21 protein-coding genes are annotated in these 20,460 nt (G+C 58.8%); 17 read left to right on the top strand and 4 right to left on the bottom strand.

Features of this window, described 5'->3' with window-relative positions; translation table 11 throughout:
* Window positions 1–28 precede the first annotated feature (28 nt).
* Window positions 29–565 (bottom strand): hypothetical protein, encoded by a 537-nt coding sequence (locus H8S45_RS07175; protein ID WP_054327566.1) that lies wholly within the window; start codon window positions 563–565, stop codon window positions 29–31.
* 37 nt (window positions 566–602) lie between these two features.
* Window positions 603–1,586 (bottom strand): biotin--[acetyl-CoA-carboxylase] ligase, encoded by a 984-nt coding sequence (locus H8S45_RS07180; protein WP_054327565.1) that lies wholly within the window; start codon window positions 1,584–1,586, stop codon window positions 603–605.
* A gap of 137 nt (window positions 1,587–1,723) precedes the next feature.
* On the opposite strand from H8S45_RS07180, the gene H8S45_RS16570 reads away from it, so the two are divergent.
* Window positions 1,724–2,521, top strand: coding sequence for a YlmH family RNA-binding protein (locus tag H8S45_RS16570; protein WP_107631948.1), 798 nt, complete (start codon window positions 1,724–1,726; stop codon window positions 2,519–2,521).
* 71 nt (window positions 2,522–2,592) lie between these two features.
* Entirely contained in the window at window positions 2,593–4,677 is a 2,085-nt protein-coding gene (locus H8S45_RS07190; RefSeq protein WP_186949857.1) for an S-layer homology domain-containing protein, read from the top strand.
* A gap of 54 nt (window positions 4,678–4,731) precedes the next feature.
* Here the strand turns inward: H8S45_RS07190 and H8S45_RS07195 are convergent, their stop codons facing one another.
* Window positions 4,732–6,042: an alpha-amylase family glycosyl hydrolase gene (locus H8S45_RS07195; protein ID WP_054327562.1), complete on the bottom strand. Its 1,311-nt coding sequence runs from the start codon at window positions 6,040–6,042 to the stop codon at window positions 4,732–4,734.
* Between the two features lie 237 nt (window positions 6,043–6,279).
* On the opposite strand from H8S45_RS07195, the gene rplS reads away from it, so the two are divergent.
* The 15 genes from rplS (at window position 6,280) to H8S45_RS07270 (ending at window position 20,152) form a co-directional block, all read left to right on the top strand.
* Window positions 6,280–6,621: a 50S ribosomal protein L19 gene (rplS, locus tag H8S45_RS07200; protein ID WP_054327561.1), complete on the top strand. Its 342-nt coding sequence runs from the start codon at window positions 6,280–6,282 to the stop codon at window positions 6,619–6,621.
* Window positions 6,622–6,807: 186 nt separating this feature from the next.
* Window positions 6,808–7,383, top strand: coding sequence for a signal peptidase I (gene lepB / locus H8S45_RS07205; protein ID WP_054327560.1), 576 nt, complete (start codon window positions 6,808–6,810; stop codon window positions 7,381–7,383).
* Between the two features lie 4 nt (window positions 7,384–7,387).
* Window positions 7,388–8,242: a ribosome biogenesis GTPase YlqF gene (ylqF, locus tag H8S45_RS07210; RefSeq protein WP_054327559.1), complete on the top strand. Its 855-nt coding sequence runs from the start codon at window positions 7,388–7,390 to the stop codon at window positions 8,240–8,242.
* A 197-nt stretch (window positions 8,243–8,439) separates the two neighbouring features.
* Window positions 8,440–9,057 (top strand): ribonuclease HII, encoded by a 618-nt coding sequence (locus H8S45_RS07215; protein WP_054327558.1) that lies wholly within the window; start codon window positions 8,440–8,442, stop codon window positions 9,055–9,057.
* Window positions 9,054–9,404, top strand: a complete 351-nt coding sequence (locus tag H8S45_RS07220) for a YraN family protein (protein WP_242977951.1) — start codon at window positions 9,054–9,056, stop codon at window positions 9,402–9,404. Before H8S45_RS07215 ends, H8S45_RS07220 begins: the two co-directional genes overlap by 4 nt.
* A 2-nt stretch (window positions 9,405–9,406) precedes the next feature.
* Window positions 9,407–10,375, top strand: coding sequence for a dipeptidase (locus H8S45_RS07225; protein ID WP_054327556.1), 969 nt, complete (start codon window positions 9,407–9,409; stop codon window positions 10,373–10,375).
* Between the two features lie 21 nt (window positions 10,376–10,396).
* Window positions 10,397–11,890 carry a threonine synthase gene (gene thrC, locus H8S45_RS07230; RefSeq protein ID WP_147574302.1) on the top strand — a complete coding sequence of 498 codons (1,494 nt, stop codon included), beginning with the start codon at window positions 10,397–10,399 and terminating at the stop codon, window positions 11,888–11,890.
* A gap of 2 nt (window positions 11,891–11,892) precedes the next feature.
* A complete protein-coding gene (locus tag H8S45_RS07235; protein ID WP_147574303.1) occupies window positions 11,893–12,594 on the top strand; it encodes a metallophosphoesterase in 702 nt (233 codons plus the stop codon).
* An 80-nt stretch (window positions 12,595–12,674) separates the two neighbouring features.
* Window positions 12,675–14,015: a trigger factor gene (gene tig, locus H8S45_RS07240; RefSeq protein ID WP_082397187.1), complete on the top strand. Its 1,341-nt coding sequence runs from the start codon at window positions 12,675–12,677 to the stop codon at window positions 14,013–14,015.
* Between the two features lie 222 nt (window positions 14,016–14,237).
* Complete coding sequence (gene clpP, locus H8S45_RS07245; RefSeq protein WP_054327555.1) at window positions 14,238–14,819, top strand: ATP-dependent Clp endopeptidase proteolytic subunit ClpP; 582 nt, start codon at window positions 14,238–14,240, stop codon at window positions 14,817–14,819.
* Between the two features lie 39 nt (window positions 14,820–14,858).
* Entirely contained in the window at window positions 14,859–16,175 is a 1,317-nt protein-coding gene (clpX, locus tag H8S45_RS07250) for an ATP-dependent Clp protease ATP-binding subunit ClpX (protein ID WP_054327554.1), read from the top strand.
* A 133-nt stretch (window positions 16,176–16,308) separates the two neighbouring features.
* Window positions 16,309–18,726, top strand: a complete 2,418-nt coding sequence (gene lon / locus H8S45_RS07255; RefSeq protein ID WP_186949859.1) for an endopeptidase La — start codon at window positions 16,309–16,311, stop codon at window positions 18,724–18,726.
* A 15-nt stretch (window positions 18,727–18,741) separates the two neighbouring features.
* A complete protein-coding gene (gene yihA / locus H8S45_RS07260) occupies window positions 18,742–19,344 on the top strand; it encodes a ribosome biogenesis GTP-binding protein YihA/YsxC (RefSeq protein ID WP_186949861.1) in 603 nt (200 codons plus the stop codon).
* On the top strand, window positions 19,341–19,733 hold the full coding sequence (locus H8S45_RS07265; protein ID WP_186949863.1) for a hypothetical protein: 393 nt from the start codon (window positions 19,341–19,343) through the stop codon (window positions 19,731–19,733). The genes yihA and H8S45_RS07265 overlap by 4 nt, the downstream gene beginning before the upstream one ends.
* Window positions 19,734–19,831: 98 nt before the next feature.
* Window positions 19,832–20,152 carry an SCP2 sterol-binding domain-containing protein gene (locus H8S45_RS07270; RefSeq protein ID WP_054327552.1) on the top strand — a complete coding sequence of 107 codons (321 nt, stop codon included), beginning with the start codon at window positions 19,832–19,834 and terminating at the stop codon, window positions 20,150–20,152.
* Window positions 20,153–20,160: 8 nt separating this feature from the next.
* Here the strand turns inward: H8S45_RS07270 and H8S45_RS16030 are convergent.
* On the bottom strand, window positions 20,161–20,460 hold a 300-nt coding region (locus H8S45_RS16030), incomplete at its 5' end, for a hypothetical protein (protein ID WP_207724466.1).

Genomic DNA, 20,460 nt, shown 5'->3' on the forward strand with positions numbered 1-20,460 from the left:
GCCAATAATAAAAGGCTGACGCATAGCGTCAGCCTTTATACATGCCGATTTTTTGCAGCTCCTTTATCATGTCCGGAACCGTCTGGCCCGCGATTTCCAGGCGCGAGGCAGACCCCGGGTACTCGGCCGAGAACGTATCCCACGCGGTGACAAGGTGCGCGGTCGGAACGGCGCCGAACTGCTCGAGCAGCGCTTCAAAGCGGCCGTTTCGCGGGCTGTAAAGAGACAGAACCTTGTATTTCTGCACGAAAAGCTCCTCCTCGGTTGCGAGCGAGCCAATAGCGAACGCGGAAAGCCCATCCTGATAGAGCAGCTCTCCGTATCCGTCCAGGATCAGGGTGAGCTGCTTTTTGGTCATGCCGTCCAGATACCACACCTCGTCGGATTCCGCGTCCGGATGGATGGCGAGGAACAGCGGCTCCTCCAGCTCCGCATAAAACGAGCGGACAAAATCAGGCAGCTTTTCAAAGCTGAGGTTGCAGGTCAGGGTGTCGCCGTTCCGCTGGTATTGCTCGGACAGCTTTTCGGGGAAGGGGACGGTAACGCCCGCGGCGGTTTGAAACATGGCGGATACTCCTTTTTATCGATCAAATAGGCAGGGGTTACAGGCGGATGCTGATCTCACCCGAGGACAGCGTGCGCACGGCGCCCTGCGCGTCACGGACGAGCAGATGTCCGTTTCCGTCAAGACCGGTGCAGTCGGCCTGGTACTTTCCGGCGGGGGTGATGACGGTGACCGGTCTGCCGATGCAGCACAGTCGGCTCCGGTACCGGTCAAGCAGCTCAGCCTCGCGGCCGCTCTCCAGCAGGGCGTAGGCGCGTTCGAAGCGGGACAACACCGCCGCCGCAAAGGCGGCGCGGCGCGGAACTGCGCCGAATTCGCTCAGGGCGCCCGCCACCTGTCGCACCTCCTCCGGCCAGGCCGGATTGGGGCGCAGGTTTACCCCGATGCCCACGACCAGCGAGCTGACCGTACCCGTCTCGCCTTCGATAGTGGCTTCGGTCAGGATGCCGCACAGCTTACGCCCATGCATCAGGACGTCGTTAACCCATTTGATCTGCGGACAGAAGTCGGCGGTGCGCTCGATCGCTTCGGCCACCGCGACCGCGGCCGCTATGGTGACGAACTGGATATGCGACAGCGGGAGCGAGGGATGCAGCAGGATGGTCTGGTATACGCCGGTACCCGCGGGGGCGGAGAATGAGCGTCCCAGCCGCCCGCGTCCGCCGGTCTGCGCCTCGGCAAGCAGGGTGAAGCCGTGCGGACGGTGGAGGTACCGTTCCTTGAGCACGGTGTTGGTAGAGGTGAGCGAGGGGACGACCAGCATGTCGCGTCCGACAAAATCCGTGTCCAGCAGAGCTTGGACGCCGGCTGCGGTCAGGCTGTCGTCATCCGGCGCAAGGCGGTAGCCTTCGCCGGGGACCCCGTCGATTGCAAGCCCTTCGCTGCGCAGCACGCCGATCGCCTTGTGTACCGCCGCGCGCGACACGCCCAGCCGCTCCGCGAGCATACCGCCCGACAGACGTTCTCCCCGCGCCTGTTCCAGCGCCCGCAGCACCGCGTCCTTGACTGCCAACCGAATCATCCCCCTGTACCTGATGAGTCATGTTCTATATTGTGCCGTCCGCTTTTTATGCGGGACACGCGTTCCTTTCTATTGTAAACGAAAAGGGGAAAGAGTACAATAGAAAATAGCTTAGGAAAAGTAAGAGAGGGCATAATGTGAAGAGCAAACAGGAGATACTGGCCGCGCTCGCGCGGTCGAACGAAGAACGGCTGTTGCTCGCGGGGCTGCTGGACAAGGAGCAGACCTGCGTGTCGCGCGGCTATCTGACGCATACCAAATTCCTTGACCCGAACGAGCGCGCGATCTGCGCGGAGGCGGTGCGGCTGAGTGGTGCGGCGGGGCATGCGCTGTTTTGGGGCGGTTATGAGGACGCCGAGCGGGGCGTATACCTGTTTTATCCGGACTATCTGGATGGGGACGGCGCCAGACAGGCCGCGCCGCTCGCGCTGCTGCGCGCGCACAAGCGCAAAGAGGATGCGCTGACCCACCGCGACTATCTGGGCGCGCTCATGGGGCTGCAGATCGAGCGGGCGGTCGTCGGCGATATTCTGGTACATGACGAAGGGGCGGACATCCTGGTGCTGGAGGAAATGGCGGATTTCATTCTGCTGCATTTTTCCAAGGCTGGCAGAAAACAAATTTCGCTTACCAGGGAGGTAATCGGGAACCTCAAGGCGGCTTCCGTCGTCGAAAAAAGCGGAAGCGGATCGGTCGCGTCGCCGCGGCTGGACAGCGTGGTGGCGCTGGTGTTTGGCTTGCCGCGGGCAGAGGCGCAGGCGCGGATTGAGAAAGGGCTGGTGTTCCTGAACCACATGCCCTGCCTCAAGCCGGAGCGTCAGGTGGACGAGGGCGACCGGCTGACCGTGCGCGGCCTAGGACGCGCGCGGATCGAGGCGTTCGGCGGCACCAGCCGCAAGGGAAGGCTGTTTATCAATTTTGTTAAAACGGTATGAAGAGAATGCCTGTTGTCAAAACCGCCTCGGTATGGTACACTGATGACAACAGCAATAAGGGGTGTTTAGATATGAAAAAACGATGGTTGTCTTTTCTGCTGAGCGCGGCCATGCTGGTCGCGATGCTCCCAACGGCTCTCGCAGCGTCCGATATCGAGTCGCATTGGGCAAAAAGCTACATCGAATATCTTGACCGCGAGGGCGTGATCAATCCCAGCGCGACAACAGGCAATTATGAGCCCGACCGCGATATGACACGCGCGGAGTTTATGCGGTATATCAACCGAGCGTTCCATTTCACGGAGACGACCTCCATTTCCTATACGGATGTCCCGTCGAACGCCTGGTATTATGAAACCATCCAGATAGCGGAGCGGTATGGTTACATCAACGGCACGGGAAACAATAAAATGGAGCCGGAGGGTAAAGTGACCCGCGAGCAGGCCGCGGTCATCATCGGCCGTCTGTTCAAGGCCGACCCGGGAAACGTTTCCCCGTCCGACCTGACGTTTACGGACAAGAGCCAGGTGTCCGACTGGGCCGCGGGATACATCAAGGCCGCGGCGGACAAGGGCTTTATCGCGGGCTACAGCGACGGCACGTTTAAGCCGGGCAAGGTTGTGTCGCGCGGTGAGGTCGCGAAGATCCTGTATTATTATCTGGGGACGTCGCTTTCCACGGCCGGCAAGGCTTACACCGGCGCGGATCTGAAAACCGATACCACCAATGTGACAATATCGGAAAATTGCACGCTGTCCGATGCGGCGATTCAGGGAGACCTGTACATCACCGAGGGTCTCGGCTCGGATGCCGTGACGCTGACCAATGTTACGGTCAACGGTTCGATCATCGTGTCCGGCGGCACGGTTACAATGGTAAATACGACGAGCGACCATATGATTGTTTCGTCTCCGATGGGGCGCCTGATGCAGGTAACTGCAACAGGCGCTACGCACATCAAGCAGACCGAGGTGCAGACCGCAGCTACTCTGTATGAAAAAGGGCTGACAACCACGGGGTATGAGGGATATGCGGATGTTGTTGTGAACGGCGGGGAGCGCGTCTCGCTGACGTTGGACGCGAACGTGACAAACCTGACGCTCGAGGACGAAGCCACGGTCAGCACAACTGCGGGCGCAGCGGTTTATCACCTGACTGCGGATAAGGCCGCGTCCATCACGGGCTATGGTTCGGTCTATCAGGCGGATATCAATGCGGACGGGGTCAGCTTCGCAAGCAGCGTCACGGTTTCCGGCTATACGCTCGGCCGCGGGGTGACAGCCACGATCGGCGGGCAGTCGGTCAGCGTTTCAAGCACGGCGGGCGTGGAGCCGGCAAGCATCAGCGTCGATCTGAACGACCTGTCCGCGCTGGGCAGCGGGGTAAATATTTCGCTGCCTTCCGGAAAATCGGTATCCTCCGTGACATGCGACGGCGCGACCCTGTCCCCGTCGGTCGCTTACAACACGAGCGGCTCGGGGATCCGGCTGCTGACCTCCTATCTCGGCACGCTGACGCGGGGCAGCCATACTCTGGTGCTTACGCTTTCGGACGGCAAGCGGTCGAGCATCGCGGTCACGGTAACCAATTCCTCGGCCACCGCGGACGCGGAAGAGCTGGTATTCGACCGGTACTATAAGTCGTCCGGCTTCAAGGACCTGAACGTTAAGCTGGACGGGGTCGGCGCGGAAAGCGATATCGTGCGCGTTGTGCTGGGGCTGTCAGGCATCGATTATGGGTTTAACAATTCCACGCGGGCGCTGGTGCTGCGGCGCGGCCTGCTGGCCCAACTGCGTGCGGGTACATATACCGTGGCGGTGGACCTGGCGAACGGGGAACAGCGGACGATCAACCTGACGGTGGAGGATTCCACACCCGAGGGCGTCAACATCTTTGTGGCGGAATATGACACCTATGTGCCGAGCGAGCCTGACTTCGCGCTGCCGCTCAGCCGGCTCACTGTCCGCAACGTCACCGCAGTCAAAAACAGTTCGGTGCAGACGCTGAAGGAGGGGACGGACTACCAAGTATCGGATAAAGCCCTGACCCTTACCAAAACCGCGCTCGAGAACTTCCGCCGTTCGAGCGGATATGTGGAATTTTCCGTGACGATGTCGGACAATTCGGTATATACGCTGGTCATCGATTACATTTAAGCAGCGGACAAAAAAAGGCCGCCGGTTCCGCCGGCGGCCTTTGCCTGTTTGGAGCTATCGCTCGCACTGCCAGAAAAACGCCGAATAAGGGGGCAGCTCGCTGCCGCCGCCGAAATCGTGCGGCGCGCCGGTGATCAGATCGACCGCCCGCCCGCATTTCGCGTCAAAATGCGCGGTGTAGGGGTGGTCGTCAATGTTGACCGCCACAAGAACGCGTTCACCCTCGCAGGCGCGCTCCCAGATGCACTGTCTGTTGGTCAGGACGACCTGTCTGAAATCGCCGTAACACAGCGCCTTGCTGCCGCGGTGCGCCTTTGCCAGCGCGGTGATCCAGCCGGTCAGCTCGTTCCACTCCGGCGCATCGAACGCGGGACGCAGTGCGTCGTCGCCCTCGCGCTTTTCGCCCTTGGCACCCCATTCGCTCCCATAGTAGAGGCAAGGGATGCCCGGCATGCCGAACAGCAGCGCGTAAATCAGCGGCAGGTGCCTGGGGTTCTGCAGGATGGACGCGGCGCGCGTGACATCGTGATTGTCCGCAAACCCCAGCAGATGCTTGCCGCGGTAGAGCGTCCAGTTTTCCGGACCGAACTGGCGCAGCAGGGAATGGGTGATCTCGAACAGGTTCATGCTGTTCAGGGAGGAATACAGGCCCTTGTAGCATTCATAATTGGTGCAGGAATGCAACATGCCCTCTCCCACGAACTGGTTATAGTCGCCGTGCAGCAGCTCGCCGACGAGGAAAAAGTCGGGCTTGAGCGTGTCGCAGAACGCGCGAAGCTGGCGGAGGAAATCCTTATCCAGGCAGTAGGCCACGTCAAGGCGCAGCCCGTCGATATCGAACTCGTCTACCCAAAGCCGGATGCAGCCGAAGATATGCTGTACGACCGCGGGGTTTTTCAGGTTGAGCTTGACCAGCTCATAGTGCCCCTCCCAGCCCTCGTACCAGAAACCGTCGTTATAGCCCGAATTGCCATCGAATGAAATATGGAACCAGTCCTTATAGGGGGAATCCCATTTTTTCTCCTGCACGTCGCGGAAAGCCCAGAAGCCGCGGCCGACATGGTTGAACACGCCGTCGAGCACGACACGGATGCCGTTCTGGTGCAGCGCGGTGCAGACCGAGGCAAAGTCCTCGTTCGTGCCCAGGCGGCAGTCCACCTTGCGGAAATCGCGGGTGTCGTAGCCGTGGCTGTCGGATTCAAAAAGCGGGGAAAAATATACGGCGTTGCAGCTAAGCTTGGCGATGTGCTCCGCCCAGCGGCCGGCTTTCCGGATGCGGGGTACGGTTTGGCCATCGTTGACGCGCGGCGCGCCGCAGAAGCCGATCGGATAGATCTGATAGAATACGCTTTCATAAGCCCACATAGGTGTAAGCTCCTTTCTGCTCCCTCTGGGGATATAGTAATAGTATACACGATGGACGCGGCAAAACCAAGCGAAAGCGGAAACTTTACATCTGCACGGCGGAACCGTGCAAATAAAAATAAAAAATGCTTGCAAAGGGAGGTGCGATGTGGTATTATTAATCGGTAACACGGGCATTCCTCTGCTTATTTTCAGAAAATAGGGCAAGAATGTCTAAGACGAAAGGATGACAGAAAAATGGATCTGGTCAAAGTACTGTCCGAGCAGCAGCTCAAGAGCGACCTGCCGGAGCTCAAGATCGGCGATACCGTTAAGGTACACGCGAAGATCAAGGAAGGCAACCGTGAGCGTATTCAGGTGTTTGAGGGCATCATTATTGCCAAGAAGCACGCTGGTGTGAACCAGACGGTTACCGTGCGCCGCATCTCTTACGGTGTAGGCGTTGAAAAGACGTTCCCGGTACACTCCCCGAACGTAGCGAAGTTCGAGGTTGTGCGCAGCGGTAAGGTCCGCCGCGCCAAGCTGTACTACCTGCGCGGCCGCGTGGGCAAGGCTGCCAAGGTTGCCGAGAAGGTTTGAGAACAACCAAATACAAAAACGGGGAGCGTCATGCTCCCCGTTTTTGTATCAGCGGCGGATGGTATTCTGTCTGCGGAGCCGGCTGAGAAGCCCTTGAAAGCGCAGGCGCGGAGGATTTGGGCTTGCATAGCAGGCGATATATAGCTATAATAAAATCGTATGTTTATCTTTTTGGAGGAATTATTCATGCAGGAAACGCAGACCGAAGAGAAAAAGAAGGCGGAGGGTCGTTTCTCCAGCGAGCTGTTCAGCTGGGGAGAATCCCTGATGACTGTGCTGATATTTTTTGTCGTCGTATTCACCTTTTTTGTGCGCCTGATCGGTGTGGACGGGACATCGATGTACCCGACGCTGGAGGATCACAGCATCATGCTGGTCAGCAACCTGAATTACACGCCGGAAAAGGGTGACATTGTCGTGCTGCGCAAGGAGGGCTTTTATGGGGACCAGCCGATCGTCAAGCGCATCATCGCGACCGGCGGCGATACGGTGGACATCGATCCGGTCACGGGGGATGTGCTGGTAAACGGTGAGGCGCTCGACGAGCCGTATATTGCAGAAAAGATTAACACGCTGGAGAAAATGGGCGACATGACCTATCCGCAGACCGTGCCGGAAGGCTGCATCTATGTGCTGGGCGACAACCGCAATTACTCGACCGACAGCCGTTGGTCCAGCCTGGGCATGGTGGATGAGCGGTATATCCTGGGGCATGTGCTGAGCGTGGTATACCCGTTCAGCGCATTTGGATCGGTGGCGTAACGCGATGAATATACAATGGTATCCCGGACACATGACAAAAACCCGCCGGCAGATGGCGGAATATATCAAGCAGGTAGATGCGGTGTGCGAGGTTGTCGACGCGCGCATCCCCCAAGTCTCGCGCAATCCCGATATGGATCAAATCGCGGCGGGAAAGCCGAGGCTGATGGTGCTGAACCGGATCGATCTGGCCGATCCGGCGATGACTGCCGCGTGGGCGAAACATTTCCGCGCGCAGGGCATGGCGGTCATTGAAACCGACAGCCGCGCGGGGACGGGGACGCAGGCGTTTGCAGGCGCGGTGCGCTTGTTGCTCGCGGACAAGATCGCGGCGTGGAATGAGAAGGGGCTGGTCGGGAAGGCGGTCCGCGTGATGGTGGTTGGTATTCCGAACGTGGGCAAGTCCACGTTTATAAACCGCATCCTCGGGCGAAAGTCCGCCAAGGCGGCGGACAAGCCGGGCGTGACGCGCGGCAGCCAGTGGTTCCGTGTGGAAAACGGCATCGACCTGCTCGACACGCCGGGCATCCTGTGGCCGAAGTTTGACGATGAGCGGGTTGGCATCCTGCTGGCGTGTACCGGAGCGATCAAGGACGACATCCTGGATGTGGAAACGCTCGGCTGCAGGCTGATGGAGCTGCTCGCGGTGCAGGCGCCGCAGGCAATTGCTGGCCGGTATGGCGTCGTGATGCCGGAGGAAAGCGATTCCCTGGGCTATGACCTGCTTCAGCAGGCGGGCCGGCGGCGCGGTTTTCTGCTGCGCGGCGGTGAGATCGATACCGAGCGCATGGCCCGTATCCTGCTCGACGAGTTTCGGGGCGGGGTGCTGGGGAGGATCACGCTTGAGTGCGCCGAATGAAACCACGGTTTCATTCTCGGGAGGACGCACCGCGCGGCGCGGATGCGTCCAGGGCCGCGAAAAGCGCGTCCAGAGGACACACTTTTCTCCGCTTTTTTATGATAATTCGGACGTTGCTTCGCGGCATCTGAATTATCTGCTCTATGCGCGCTGCGGCGTGGGGAGCTTTCATTATCCATTCAAAAGAGGTCGTTGTGATGACGTGGGAATTTGAGCAAAAGGCATGGGCGGCGGGCTATTCCGCAGTCTGCGGCGTGGATGAGGCGGGCCGCGGCCCGATCGCGGGGCCGGTGTGCGCGGCGGCGGTTATCCTGCCGGGCGGCGTCCAGATCGAAGGGCTGAACGACTCGAAAAAGCTCAGCGAGAAAAAGCGGGAAGCGCTGTTCGACGTGATTACGGAGAACGCGCTCGCTTGGTCGGTTTCGTTGGTGGATGAAAAGACGATCGACGAGATTAACATACTGCAGGCCACCTATCGCGCGATGCGGCAGGCGGTCGAGGGCCTGACCCGTCCAGCCGACTTCGCCTATGTGGATGGCAACCGCTCCGAGGGGCTCGGCTTGCCGCATGAATGCGTGGTCGCGGGCGATGCGAAGATCCCATCGGTCGCGGCGGCCTCCATTCTCGCCAAGGTGACAAGGGATCGGCTGATGCGCCGGTTTGCGGAGCAGTATCCGGCATATGGTTTTGAAAAGCATAAGGGGTATGAGACACGGGCGCACGACCAGGCGCTGCTTGCCAACGGGCCATGCCCGATCCACCGGAGGACCTTCCTGAGAAAGTTTTACCAAAAGCATCCGGAGGCGCCGCGATGAAAGGCGCGTGGGGGGAGCGCGCGGCGCGCGCCTTTTTGGAGCAGCGCGGCTACCGCACGGAGGCGACCAATTTCCGCACCCGCTTCGGGGAAATCGACATGATTGCGCGGGATGGGAAATATATTGTATTTATCGAGGTCAAGACGCGGAAAAACGACCGCTTCGCCGCAGCGCGCGAGCATGTGACCGCAGCCAAGCAGGCGCGCGTCATCGCGGCGGCGGAGGCCTGGCTGCAGGCGCATCCGTCCGGCCTTCAGCCGCGGTTTGACGTGATAGAAGTTTATGGCGAGGAGGGCGCGCCAGTCCCACCGCGCATCAACCATCTGGAAAACGCCTTTGGAGGGTGAGTATGAAGCTGTTCGACCTGCACTGCGACACGCTGTACGAGTGCTGCGAAACCGGCAGGCGCCTGCGGGAAAACGACCTGCATGTGAACCGCGCCGCCGCACGGAAATACCGCCACTACGCGCAGTTTTTCGCCCTGTTTTGCGGGGCGCGGGCGCCTTCGGAGACGCTGGCGCGGGAGCGGGACTGCCTGCTTGACACGCCGGCGGACCGCCGCCTGGAACGTATGCTGGAAACCGCGCGGCGCGAGTTCGCGGATAATGCGGATTGGCTGTCGTTCTGCCGCTCGGCGGACGATTTGGCGGAGGCGGCGCGGGACGGCAAGGCCGCAGCCTTTTTGTCCATCGAGGGCGCGGAACTGCTGCCGGACCGTCCGGACGCGCTGGATAACGCCTACGAGGCGGGCGTCCGGCTGCTTACCGTGACGTGGAACTACCGCAGCCGTTTCGGCTGCCCCGCGACGCTCGATCAGGAGGAGGGGTTGACGAACGCGGGGCGGGAGCTGGTGCGCGGCTGTGCGGACAGGGGGATCATCGTTGACGTGTCGCATTTGTCCGAGCAGGGCTTCTGGGACGTGTGCGAGACGATTGACGGTCCGTTTGTGGCGTCGCACAGCGATTCGCGCGCGCTGTGCCGGCATCCGCGCAATCTGACCGACCGGCAGTTTGCCGAGATCACGCGGCGCGGCGGGCTGGTCGGCATCAACCTGTACACGCCGTTTTTGGTGCGGCAGAGCGATTCGACCATCGAGGATGCGATCGACCATATCGAGCATTTTCTGGGGCTGTATGGGGAACGGACAGTTGCGCTGGGCTGTGATTTCGACGGATGCGACGAATTGCCGGCCGGTATAGACGGGCTGGGCGACCTGTACCGTCTCGCGGACCGGATGCTCGCGTTGGGGTACCGGCAGAGCACGGTGGACGGCCTGTTTTATGATAACGCATTTGCGTTTGTACAAAAAATGTTGTAAAAACTGCGGAGGTTTAACAATATGGATTATGTAAGCACAAGAAACAAAGCGGCTAGGGTGACCGCAGCCTATGCAATCGCCAACGGCATCGCGTCGGATGGCGGCCTGTACTGCCCAACCGGCTTTCCGGCACTTGCCGCGGAGGACTGGGAAGCGCTGGCGGGCATGGACTATAAGGGGCGCGCGGCATGCATCCTCGGCAAATTCCTGACGGATTTTTCGGCAGAGGAGCTTGCGGACTACGCGGCCAAGGCCTATGCGGATGAGAAATTCGGCGGCGCGGATACCGCGCCGGTCGTGGCGCTCGGCGGGGGCAGGAATATGCTCGAGCTGTGGCATGGGCCGACCTGCGCGTTCAAGGACATGGCGCTGCAGATGTTGCCGCATCTGTTGACCGCCTCGCTGCGCAAAACGGGCGAAACGCGTACAGCCTGCATCCTAGTGGCGACATCGGGCGACACGGGAAAGGCTGCGCTCGATGGGTTCCACGATGTGCAGGGAACCAAAATCATGGTTTATTATCCGGTGGATGGCGTGTCCCCCATGCAGAAGCTGCAGATGGTCACGCAGGAGGGCGGAAACGTCGAGGTGGTTGCCATCCGCGGCAATTTCGATGACGCGCAGAGCGCGGTCAAGCGCATCTTCACGGATGAAAAAACGCGCGAGGAGCTTGATCGGGACGGGATGATGCTGTCATCGGCCAATTCGATCAATTGGGGCCGTCTGGCACCGCAGATCGCTTACTATGTGTCGGCTTACTGCGATATGGTCAAAGGCGGCGCGGTGGAAATGGGCGAAAAGATCAATATCTGCGTCCCGACCGGAAATTTCGGCAACATCCTGGCAGCGTATATTGCAAAGCGGATGGGGCTGCCGGTGAACAAGCTGATCTGCGCCTCCAACCGCAACAATGTGTTGACCGACTTTTTCAAAAAAGGCGGCGCGTATGACCGGAATCGGGATTTTTACACCACAACCTCCCCGTCAATGGATATCCTGATCTCCTCCAATCTGGAACGCCTGCTGTTCTTTGCTTCGGATTACGACGACAAGCTGGTCGCGGAGCTGATGGACAAGCTCGCGCGCGGCGGCAGCTATCAGGTCGCAAAGGATGTGTTTGCGAAAATCGATGCGGACTTCGACGCGGGCTGCTGTGACGACCGTGCCGCCGCGGAAACTATCCGGACGCTGTGGGAGACCGAGCATTACCTGTGCGATACGCATACGGCGGTTGCGGTGCGGGTATACGAGGATTACCGCGTCCGCACGGGAGATGAGACGCCGGTTGTGATCGCGTCCACGGCGTCGCCGTTCAAGTTCTGCCGTTCGGTTATCGAGGCGCTCGGCGGGACGCTGGAAAAGGACGACGTGACCCAGCTTGACGTACTGACCGCGCTGACGGACACCCCGGCGCCCTCACCGCTCGCCGCGTTGGCGGGCAGGCCCCCGCGCTTTGAGCGCGTGGTGGACAAGGCTGATATCCTTTCGACCGTCAGCCTGTTGCGGGATCTGTAAGCATGGCGCTGTATACGCTGGCCGACCTGCATCTGGCCACGGGCGTGGAAAAGCCGATGGATATTTTCGGCGGCCGCTGGCAGGGACATACGGACAAGATCGTAACACATTGGCGCGCACTCATCGCGCCGGAGGATACCGTTGTGCTGGGAGGGGATATTTCCTGGGGCATCAGCCTTGCGGAAGCAAGGGGGGACTTCGCCCTGATCGACGGGCTGCCGGGCAGAAAGCTGATACTCAAGGGGAACCACGACCTTTGGTGGGAGACCGCGGCAAAAATGCACCGTTTTTTAGGGGAAAACAGCTTTTCCACGATCGATTTCCTGCATAACAACTGTTTTTTCTATGGCGGAACCGCATTGTGCGGTACGCGCGGCTGGCCGTTTGAGGAGGACTTCTCCGACCCGCATAACGAGAAAATATTCCGGCGCGAGTTGCTCCGACTGGAGGCATCGCTCAAGCTGGGCGCGGCGGCGGAGCCGGAGGAGATCATCTGCTTCCTGCATTACCCGCCGCTGTACGCGGGTTTCCGCTGCGGGCCGATGATCGAGCTGATGCAGCGGTACGGCGTCAGGCGGTGCATTTACGGCCACCTCCACTCGGAAAGCCTGCGCTACGCGGTCGAGGGTGTGCATGAGGGGATAGAATGGCGGCTGGTTTCGGGAGATCATGTGGATTTCACCCCGATTTTTCTGAAAAAGTAGAAAAAAGTATGGAAATCCTTATAATAATCTGGTAGAATAACTTAGATACAACAAAGTATTCAAGTAAGGAGTTTGGCAACATGGAACTGAAAAATACGGAAAAGCAGGAGCACAGCGTTGTCGCGCTGACGATCGAGGTAACCAAGGCGGAGTTTGAGGCTGCTAAGGACAAGGCGTTCAAGAAAACCGGCAAAAATATCACGGTGCCGGGCTTCCGTAAGGGCAAGGCGCCGCGCAAGATGATCGAAAAGCTGTACGGCGAGGGCGTGTTCTTTGAAGAGGCTTTTAATATTGTATATCCGGAAGCGATGGATATGGCCGTGGAGAAGTCCGGTATCAAGCCGGTGGGCCGCGCGGACGTTGACCTGGGCGACCCTGCGGAAGAGGGCGGCCTGACCATCATCGCCAAGGTGCCGGTCGAACCGGAGGTCGAGCTGGGCGAATATAAGGGCATTGAAGTGGAAAAGGAAACGGTCAAGGTCCTCGCCGCGGACGTCAAGGCTGAGCTGAACCGTCTGGCGCAGCGCAACGCGCGCACGGAAACGGTTGACCGCAAGGCGAAGAAGAACGACACAGTCGATCTGGACTTCGAGGGCTTTGTCGACGGCCAGCCGTTTGACGGCGGCAAGGCGGAGCATCACGCGCTGACGCTCGGCTCGGGTTCGTTCATCCCGGGCTTTGAGGACCAGTTGATCGGCTGCAAGGCGGGCGACGAGAAAGACGTTGTCGTAACCTTCCCAGAGGAGTACCATGCCAAGGAGCTGGCCGGCAAGGAGGCTGTGTTCAAGTGCAAGGTGCATAAGGTTGAGGAAACCATCCTGCCGGAAATGGACGACGAGTTCGCCAAAGACGTGTCCGACACCTGCGAAACGCTCGACGACCTGAAAAAGGAGATCAGCGACCGCCTGAAGGCGCAGCGTCAGGAAGCGGCCGAGCACGATTTTGAGGATAAGCTGATCGACGGCCTGATCGCGGTTATGAAAGCGGACATCCCGCAGGCCATGATCGAGAACCAGATCGACTCCGCCGTACAGGATTTCGGCTACCGCATGCAGATGCAGGGCATGGGGATGGAGCAGTACCTCAAGATGACCGGCACGGATATGAACACGTTCCGCGGCATGTTCCGCGAGCAGGCGGAGCGCCAGGTCAAGACCCGCCTCGCGTTGCAGAAGCTCGCTGCGCTGGAGAATATCGCAGTTTCCGACACGGAAGTGGATGAGGAATATGGTAAAATGGCGGAGCAGTACGGCATGGAGGTCGATAAGATCAAGGCTGCCGTTAATGCGGAGGCGCTGCGCGAGGATCTGAAGATCTCGAACGCGCTGGAGTTCCTCAAGAAAAATGCCAAGGTGAAAAAGCCGGCGGCCAAGAAAAAGTCCGCTGACGAAGCCGAGGCTGCGGAAGATGCGGCGGAGTGATCCGCTTTCCGCGCAAAAAGTATAAGGAGTGCGGGGTGGACGTGCAGCCGCCCCGGTAAAAAAGCCGCGGCACCGCGCGGCTCTTTTACGCTGGAACCCGCAGGGAGGAACCGGCGGCCGCCGTCTTTCTGCATGCGGGACGGAGGAGCGGGTGTTTCCGCGCCCTGTATCCCGCCGGATGGAAGCGCGCCGCATCCACCTCTCTTGGAAAGGAGTCTTAACGTGAGTTTAGTCCCAATGGTTATCGAGCAGACCGGACGCGGCGAGCGTTCGTTCGACATTTATTCCCGCCTGCTCAACGACCGCATCGTCATGCTCTGCGAGGAGGTCAATGACACGACCGCGTCGCTGGTCGTCGCTCAACTGCTGTATCTGGAGGCGCAGGATCCGGATAAGGATATCTCGCTGTATATCAACAGCCCCGGCGGTTCGGTCACGGCGGGCATGGCGATCTACGACACTATGAATTATATCAAATGCGATGTTTCGACCATCTGCATCGGCATGGCCGCCTCGATGGGCGCATTCCTGCTGTCTTCGGGCGCGAAGGGCAAGCGCTATGCGCTTCCCAACGCGGAGATTATGATCCATCAGCCCTCTGCGGGTACGCAGGGCCAGATCACGGATATGGCGATCCATCTCAAGCGGTTGGAGATCATCAAAAAGCGCATGAACAAGATCCTGTCGGAAAATACCGGCAAGCCGATCGAGGTCGTGACTGCGGACTGCGAGCGCGACAATTTCATGTCTGCGGAGGAAGCGGTAGAATACGGCTTGATCGATAAGGTGTTCGACAAGCATTGAGGAAACACAAAAAGGCAATTAGCCGGATAGAGGTGCCATATGCCGAATTATGATGATGAAAAAACGCTGAAATGCTCTTTCTGCGGCAAGCCGCAGAATCGGGTGCGCAAACTGATTGCCGGTCCGGGCGTGTATATTTGCGACGAGTGCATCGGCGTATGCACCAGCATTTTGGACGATGAACTGGATTTTTCCGCGGACGAACGCGAAGAAACCACGATGATCCAGCCCGAGCGCCTGCCGACTCCGCAGGAGCTTAAGGCCGTGCTCGATGAGTATGTCATCGGGCAGGACCGCGCGAAGGTCGCGCTGTCCGTTGCGGTATACAACCACTATAAGCGCATTTACCATCCGGATACCGAGGTGGAGCTGCAAAAATCCAATATTCTGATGCTGGGGCCGTCCGGTTCCGGCAAGACGCTGCTCGCACAGACGCTGGCCAAGACCTTGCAGGTCCCGTTCGCCATTGCGGACGCGACCACGCTGACTGAGGCCGGCTACGTGGGCGAGGATGTGGAAAACATCTTGCTCCGTCTGATACAGGCAGCGGATTTTGACGTGGAACTGGCGGAGCACGGTATTATCTATGTCGATGAAATCGACAAGATCGCCCGTAAGAGCGAAAACCCCTCGATCACGCGCGATGTGTCGGGCGAGGGCGTGCAGCAGGCGCTTCTCAAGATGCTGGAGGGTACGACGGCAAACGTCCCGCCGCAGGGCGGCCGCAAACATCCGCATCAGGAGTTTATCCAGATTGATACGACCAATATCCTGTTCATCTGCGGCGGCGCGTTCGATGGGATCGAGGGTATCATCCAGAGACGCATCGGCAAGCAGGGGATGGGCTTTGGGTCCGAGGTGAAGGGCAAGCAGGAGGATCAGACCGACCGCCTGCTGGCGCAGATCGAGCCGCATGATCTGATGAAATACGGCCTGATTCCCGAGCTGATCGGCCGCCTGCCGGCGATCGTGTCGCTGGATACGCTGGACGAAGCGGCGCTCGTGCGCATCCTGCAGGAGCCAAAAAACGCGCTTGTCAAGCAGTATGAGACGCTGTTTGCGATGGATGGCGTCGCGCTCTCGTTTGAGCCGGAGGCGCTCGCCAAGGTGGCGGAGATCGCGCTGCAGCGCAAGACCGGCGCGCGCGGGCTGCGTGGCGTGCTGGAAAGCGTGATGACCGATATCATGTTCCGTATACCGTCCGATGAGACGGTCAACCGCGTCACAATCACCCGCGATGTGGTAGAGGGCAAAAGCGAGCCGCTCCTGGGATACGGCGCGCGGCTTGCGCTGCCGCCCGCAGGGAAAAAGGACGCCGATGTCGAAAAACTGGCCATGCCGAATATAAGCGCATAAAACGATGAAAAATGTGGGCGGGACGTTCGTTTCGCCCGCTTTTTTGCTTTTTTGACAGTATGCGGCGCTTTACAAGCGACAAAAAATATACTATACTGACTTTATTCAACTATTTTCCGCAAGGAGAGGAACTATGATAGAAACAATCGGGACAACGCTGACGCGGCTGCCAGTGCTGCCGCTGCGCGGTCTGACAGCGTTTCCTCAAATGATTATTCATTTTGACGTGGGCAGAATGATGTCGATTCGCGCGCTGGAGGCGGGGATGAAGAACGGGCAGATGATTTTCCTGACCGCCCAGCGCGAGCTGAAAACCGATACCCCGTCGCCGGGCGACCTGTACCAGATGGGGACGGTGTGCATGATCAAGCAGATTCTGCGTCTGCCGGGCGACAATATCCGCGTTCTGGTCGAAGGGCGCAGCCGCGCGCTGGCGCACCAGTTCGTCAATCCGACGCGCGACGACGGCTGCATTTACGCCGAAGTAGAGGAACTGGAGGATTATTTCGAGGGCGTCACCGAGCGGCGTGCCCAAGCGCTCGTCCGCACGGCGCAGGAGCGCTTCGCCGAGTATGCGCAGCACGCGGCGCGCATTTCGTCCGATGTGGAGATGACGGTCGCCGCAGGCGGCGCGCCGGGCTGGCTGGCGGATTATATCGCGCAGAACCTCGCAGTCGACGTGTCCGCCAAGCAGGAGATCCTGGATGAGCTGAATGTGACGCGGCGCCTGGCCATGGTGATTCGCCTGCTGGGCGAGGAGACTGAAATCCTCAAGATCGAAAACGAGATACAGGACGAACTGAAAACGCAGATCGACAAGAACCAGCGGGAATACTATCTGCGGGAGCAAATCAAGGTCATCCAGGGGGAGTTGGGCGAACAGGACGCCGCTGCGGAAGCGGAGGAATACCGTAAGCGTGTGCTTGCCCTGCACCTGCCGCAGGAATGCGAGGAAAAGCTGATGAAGGAGGTCGACCGCTTTGCAAAGCTGGGTGGCTCGAACGCGGAGCAGGGCGTGGTTCGCACCTATCTGGATACCGTGCTGGAGCTGCCGTGGAACGGCAAAAGCGAGGAGCGGCACGATCTGCGGGCTGCGCAAGATATCCTTGATCGGGACCACTATGGTTTGAAAAAGGTCAAGGAGCGTATCATGGAGTTCCTGGCGGTCAAAGCGCTTGCGCCTGAGCTGAAAGGGCAGGTGCTGTGCCTGGTCGGACCGCCGGGTGTGGGCAAGACCTCAATCGCCAAATCGGTCGCGGAAGCGATGGGGCGCAATTACGCGCGCATGAGCCTGGGCGGCGTGCGGGACGAGGCGGATATCCGCGGCCACCGCAAGACCTACATCGGCGCGATGCCCGGCCGCATCATCGACGCGCTGCGCCGCGCGGGGACCGCCAACCCGCTTATCCTGCTCGACGAGATTGACAAGATGGGCAGCGACTTTCGGGGCGATCCGGCATCGGCCATGCTGGAGGTGCTGGACACCGAGCAGAATGTTGCGTTCCGCGATCATTACATTGAACTGCCGTTCGACCTGTCCGACGTACTGTTCCTGACAACGGCAAACGACCTGTCCACTGTACCGCGCCCGCTGCTTGACCGCATGGAGGTCATCGAGCTGTCCTCCTATACGGAGGAGGAAAAACGCCAGATCGCGCTGCATCACCTGCTGCCCAAGCAGATGAAAAAGCATGGCCTGCAGAAGTCCCAGCTTACGCTGAGCGAAAAGATGCTGGGAACGGTGATTGCCGGATATACGCGGGAAGCCGGCGTGCGGCGGCTGGAGCAGTTGCTCGCCAAGCTGTGCCGTAAAGCGGCCAAGCATGTTGCGGAAGGTGGGAAGCGGCTGATTGTATCGAGTAAAAATATGGAGAGCCTGCTCGGCGTGCCGCCCTACAAGGAAGACGTGGTGAGCAAAAAGGATGAAGTCGGTATCGTCAACGGGCTGGCGTGGACAAGTGTCGGCGGCGAGATGCTCGAGGTGGAAGTGGCAGTCGTGCCGGGTACGGGCAAGATTGAGGTCACGGGCAACTTGGGTACAGTCATGCAGGAGAGCGCAAAAGCGGCGGTCACATTTGTTCGTTCGCGCGCGCAGACGTTGGATATCGACCCGATGTTCTACAAGGATAACGACCTGCATATCCATTTTCCAGAGGCCGCCGTCCCGAAGGACGGGCCTTCCGCAGGCGTGACGATCACGACCGCGCTGGTTTCCGCGCTGACCGAAGCGCCGGTGCGGCATGATGTCGCCATGACGGGCGAGGTAACACTGCGCGGCCGTGTGCTGCCGATCGGTGGCTTGCGGGAAAAGACTATGGCGGCGTACCGCGCGGGCATTAAGACGATAGTCATCCCCAAGGAGAACGAGCCCGACCTGCAGGATATCGAGCCGGTGGTGCGCGAGACGCTGCGGTTCGTTCCCGCCGCGCATATGGATACCGTGATGGAAACGGCGATCGATTTTTCGAAGCGGCCGGAAAAAAGGAAGAAATCGGCGCGCGGGCCGGTCGCAAGGCGTACGGATGCGCCAGCGGCTCCGGTCGTACAGTAATGGAGGCGGGGAAGTATGCTCAATCTGCACAATGCGGAATTTCTCCGCTCTGCGGTGAAAGAAAGTGATTTCCCATCGGACAGACTGCCTCAGGTGGTGTTTGCCGGCAAGTCCAACGTAGGAAAAAGCTCGGTTATCAACAAACTGCTGGGCCGCAAAAACTTTGCGCGCGTCAGCGCGCAGCCGGGCAAGACCGTGCATATCAACTATTTCGTGATCGACAGGAAGATGTATCTGGTCGATCTACCCGGATACGGCTACGCGCGGGTATCCAAAGCGGAGCAGCAGCGGTGGGGGGCGCTGATGGAAACCTATTTTGCGTTAGGGCTGCTCACGGTCGGGATACAGATTGTCGATATCCGGCATAAGCCGACGCGGGATGATGTGACCATGGCGGACTGGTTCCGCGCCTCGGATAAGCCGTGGATCGTTGTGGCCAATAAGCTGGACAAGATCAAAAAAAGCCAGTTGGAGGGAAATCTGGCCGAGATCAGGCAGACGCTCCTGCTTCCGGCGGAGGTGCCGGTCATTCCGTTTTCAGCGGAGAAAGGGATAGGCAGAGACGAGGTCCTTGAACATATTTATGGATATATTGGAAAGGAAGGCTCGGAACAATGAATTTCTTCCGCCGTTTTATGGCTGGGCGCTATGGAAGCGATCAGCTTAACAATGCGCTGCTTTTGCTGGGCGTGGCGCTGATTCTGATTGAATGGATCACTGGCTGGAACTGGATGGGTGTGTTCATCCTCGCGCTGCTGATCCTGTGCTATTTCCGTATCTTTTCGCGCAACATCCAGGCTCGGTATGCGGAGAATCAAAAGTTTTTGCGGTGGTGGGGACCCGTTTCGGTCAAGCTCCGCAATGCGCGCATGCGCTTCGCGGACAGAAAAATGCACCGCTATTTCAAATGCCCCCAGTGCAAGCAAAGGCTCCGTGTTCCGCGCGGAAAAGGGAAGATCAGCATCACCTGCCCGCACTGCCGCACGCAGTTTGTCCGAAAAACGTAAGCCGTTGGAATTATCTGTAATAAAGAGGTAAAATGGACTTGCATTTTTCCTGAAAAAACGTATAATAAAATTATAAATACGACCAGGGGGCGATTCCAATGACCGTTGATCAGTTGATTGGCAAAATCTACAACAAACTCAGCAAAGCGGATATTGCTGGGACGCAGGGCAAGGTAGCCGTGCAGTTTAATCTTACCGGCAAGGTCACCGGTGTATTCTACATCGAGATTCTCAATGGCGTGCTCTCGGTAATGCCGTATGAGTATATCGACCGTGACGCTAGCGTATCTGGAACGCTGACCAATCTGGAGAAAATCCTTAACGGGAAGCTGATTCCGCAGGTTGCCATTGCGGAAGGCAAAATCAAGGTAGAGGGAAATGTCGATAAGGTAATGCTGCTGGCCGAATTGATGAAATAAGCTTTCGTTTATAAAAAACCGCCTGTTTGTCCTACAAACAGGCGGTTTTTGCATAAAATATGAAAATGGGGAAAGGCTTTTGATGTGGCCATAACGAAGGTAGTTATAGAAAGAAAGGGGGAGGGAGGACTTGACAAAGTGGAGGGGGATATAGTATAGTAAACGAGCTGCGGAAGTGCGCGGCGGAAAAAGCTGAAAAAAGAAGAAAAAAGTTCTTGACAAACAGCTTTGGGTTTGATATACTGAATAAGCTGCTTCGGAAGGGGCGGCGGCCGGAAAAGTTCGGAAAAGAGAAAGAACGGCTCGAA

The organism is Agathobaculum faecis (assembly GCF_014287995.1).
In the GTDB taxonomy this organism is placed as follows: domain Bacteria; phylum Bacillota; class Clostridia; order Oscillospirales; family Butyricicoccaceae; genus Agathobaculum; species Agathobaculum ammoniilyticum.

Bases quoted from the DNA above. Each gene is read 5' to 3' on its own strand.
- H8S45_RS07215 (WP_054327558.1), top strand. From the start codon at position 8,440: ATGACGTGGGAATTTGAGCAAAAGGCATGGGCGGCGGGCTATTCCGCA.
- lepB (WP_054327560.1), top strand. From the start codon at position 6,808: ATGCAGGAAACGCAGACCGAAGAGAAAAAGAAGGCGGAGGGTCGTTTC.
- tig (WP_082397187.1), top strand. From the start codon at position 12,675: ATGGAACTGAAAAATACGGAAAAGCAGGAGCACAGCGTTGTCGCGCTG.
- H8S45_RS07225 (WP_054327556.1), top strand. From the start codon at position 9,407: ATGAAGCTGTTCGACCTGCACTGCGACACGCTGTACGAGTGCTGCGAA.
- H8S45_RS07190 (WP_186949857.1), top strand. From the start codon at position 2,593: ATGAAAAAACGATGGTTGTCTTTTCTGCTGAGCGCGGCCATGCTGGTC.
- H8S45_RS07175 (WP_054327566.1), bottom strand. From the start codon at position 565: ATGTTTCAAACCGCCGCGGGCGTTACCGTCCCCTTCCCCGAAAAGCTG.
- H8S45_RS07180 (WP_054327565.1), bottom strand. From the start codon at position 1,586: ATGATTCGGTTGGCAGTCAAGGACGCGGTGCTGCGGGCGCTGGAACAG.
- yihA (WP_186949861.1), top strand. From the start codon at position 18,742: ATGCTCAATCTGCACAATGCGGAATTTCTCCGCTCTGCGGTGAAAGAA.
- rplS (WP_054327561.1), top strand. From the start codon at position 6,280: ATGGATCTGGTCAAAGTACTGTCCGAGCAGCAGCTCAAGAGCGACCTG.
- H8S45_RS07220 (WP_242977951.1), top strand. From the start codon at position 9,054: ATGAAAGGCGCGTGGGGGGAGCGCGCGGCGCGCGCCTTTTTGGAGCAG.
- H8S45_RS07265 (WP_186949863.1), top strand. From the start codon at position 19,341: ATGAATTTCTTCCGCCGTTTTATGGCTGGGCGCTATGGAAGCGATCAG.
- clpX (WP_054327554.1), top strand. From the start codon at position 14,859: ATGCCGAATTATGATGATGAAAAAACGCTGAAATGCTCTTTCTGCGGC.
- H8S45_RS07235 (WP_147574303.1), top strand. From the start codon at position 11,893: ATGGCGCTGTATACGCTGGCCGACCTGCATCTGGCCACGGGCGTGGAA.
- H8S45_RS07270 (WP_054327552.1), top strand. From the start codon at position 19,832: ATGACCGTTGATCAGTTGATTGGCAAAATCTACAACAAACTCAGCAAA.
- H8S45_RS07195 (WP_054327562.1), bottom strand. From the start codon at position 6,042: ATGTGGGCTTATGAAAGCGTATTCTATCAGATCTATCCGATCGGCTTC.
- lon (WP_186949859.1), top strand. From the start codon at position 16,309: ATGATAGAAACAATCGGGACAACGCTGACGCGGCTGCCAGTGCTGCCG.
- ylqF (WP_054327559.1), top strand. From the start codon at position 7,388: ATGAATATACAATGGTATCCCGGACACATGACAAAAACCCGCCGGCAG.
- thrC (WP_147574302.1), top strand. From the start codon at position 10,397: ATGGATTATGTAAGCACAAGAAACAAAGCGGCTAGGGTGACCGCAGCC.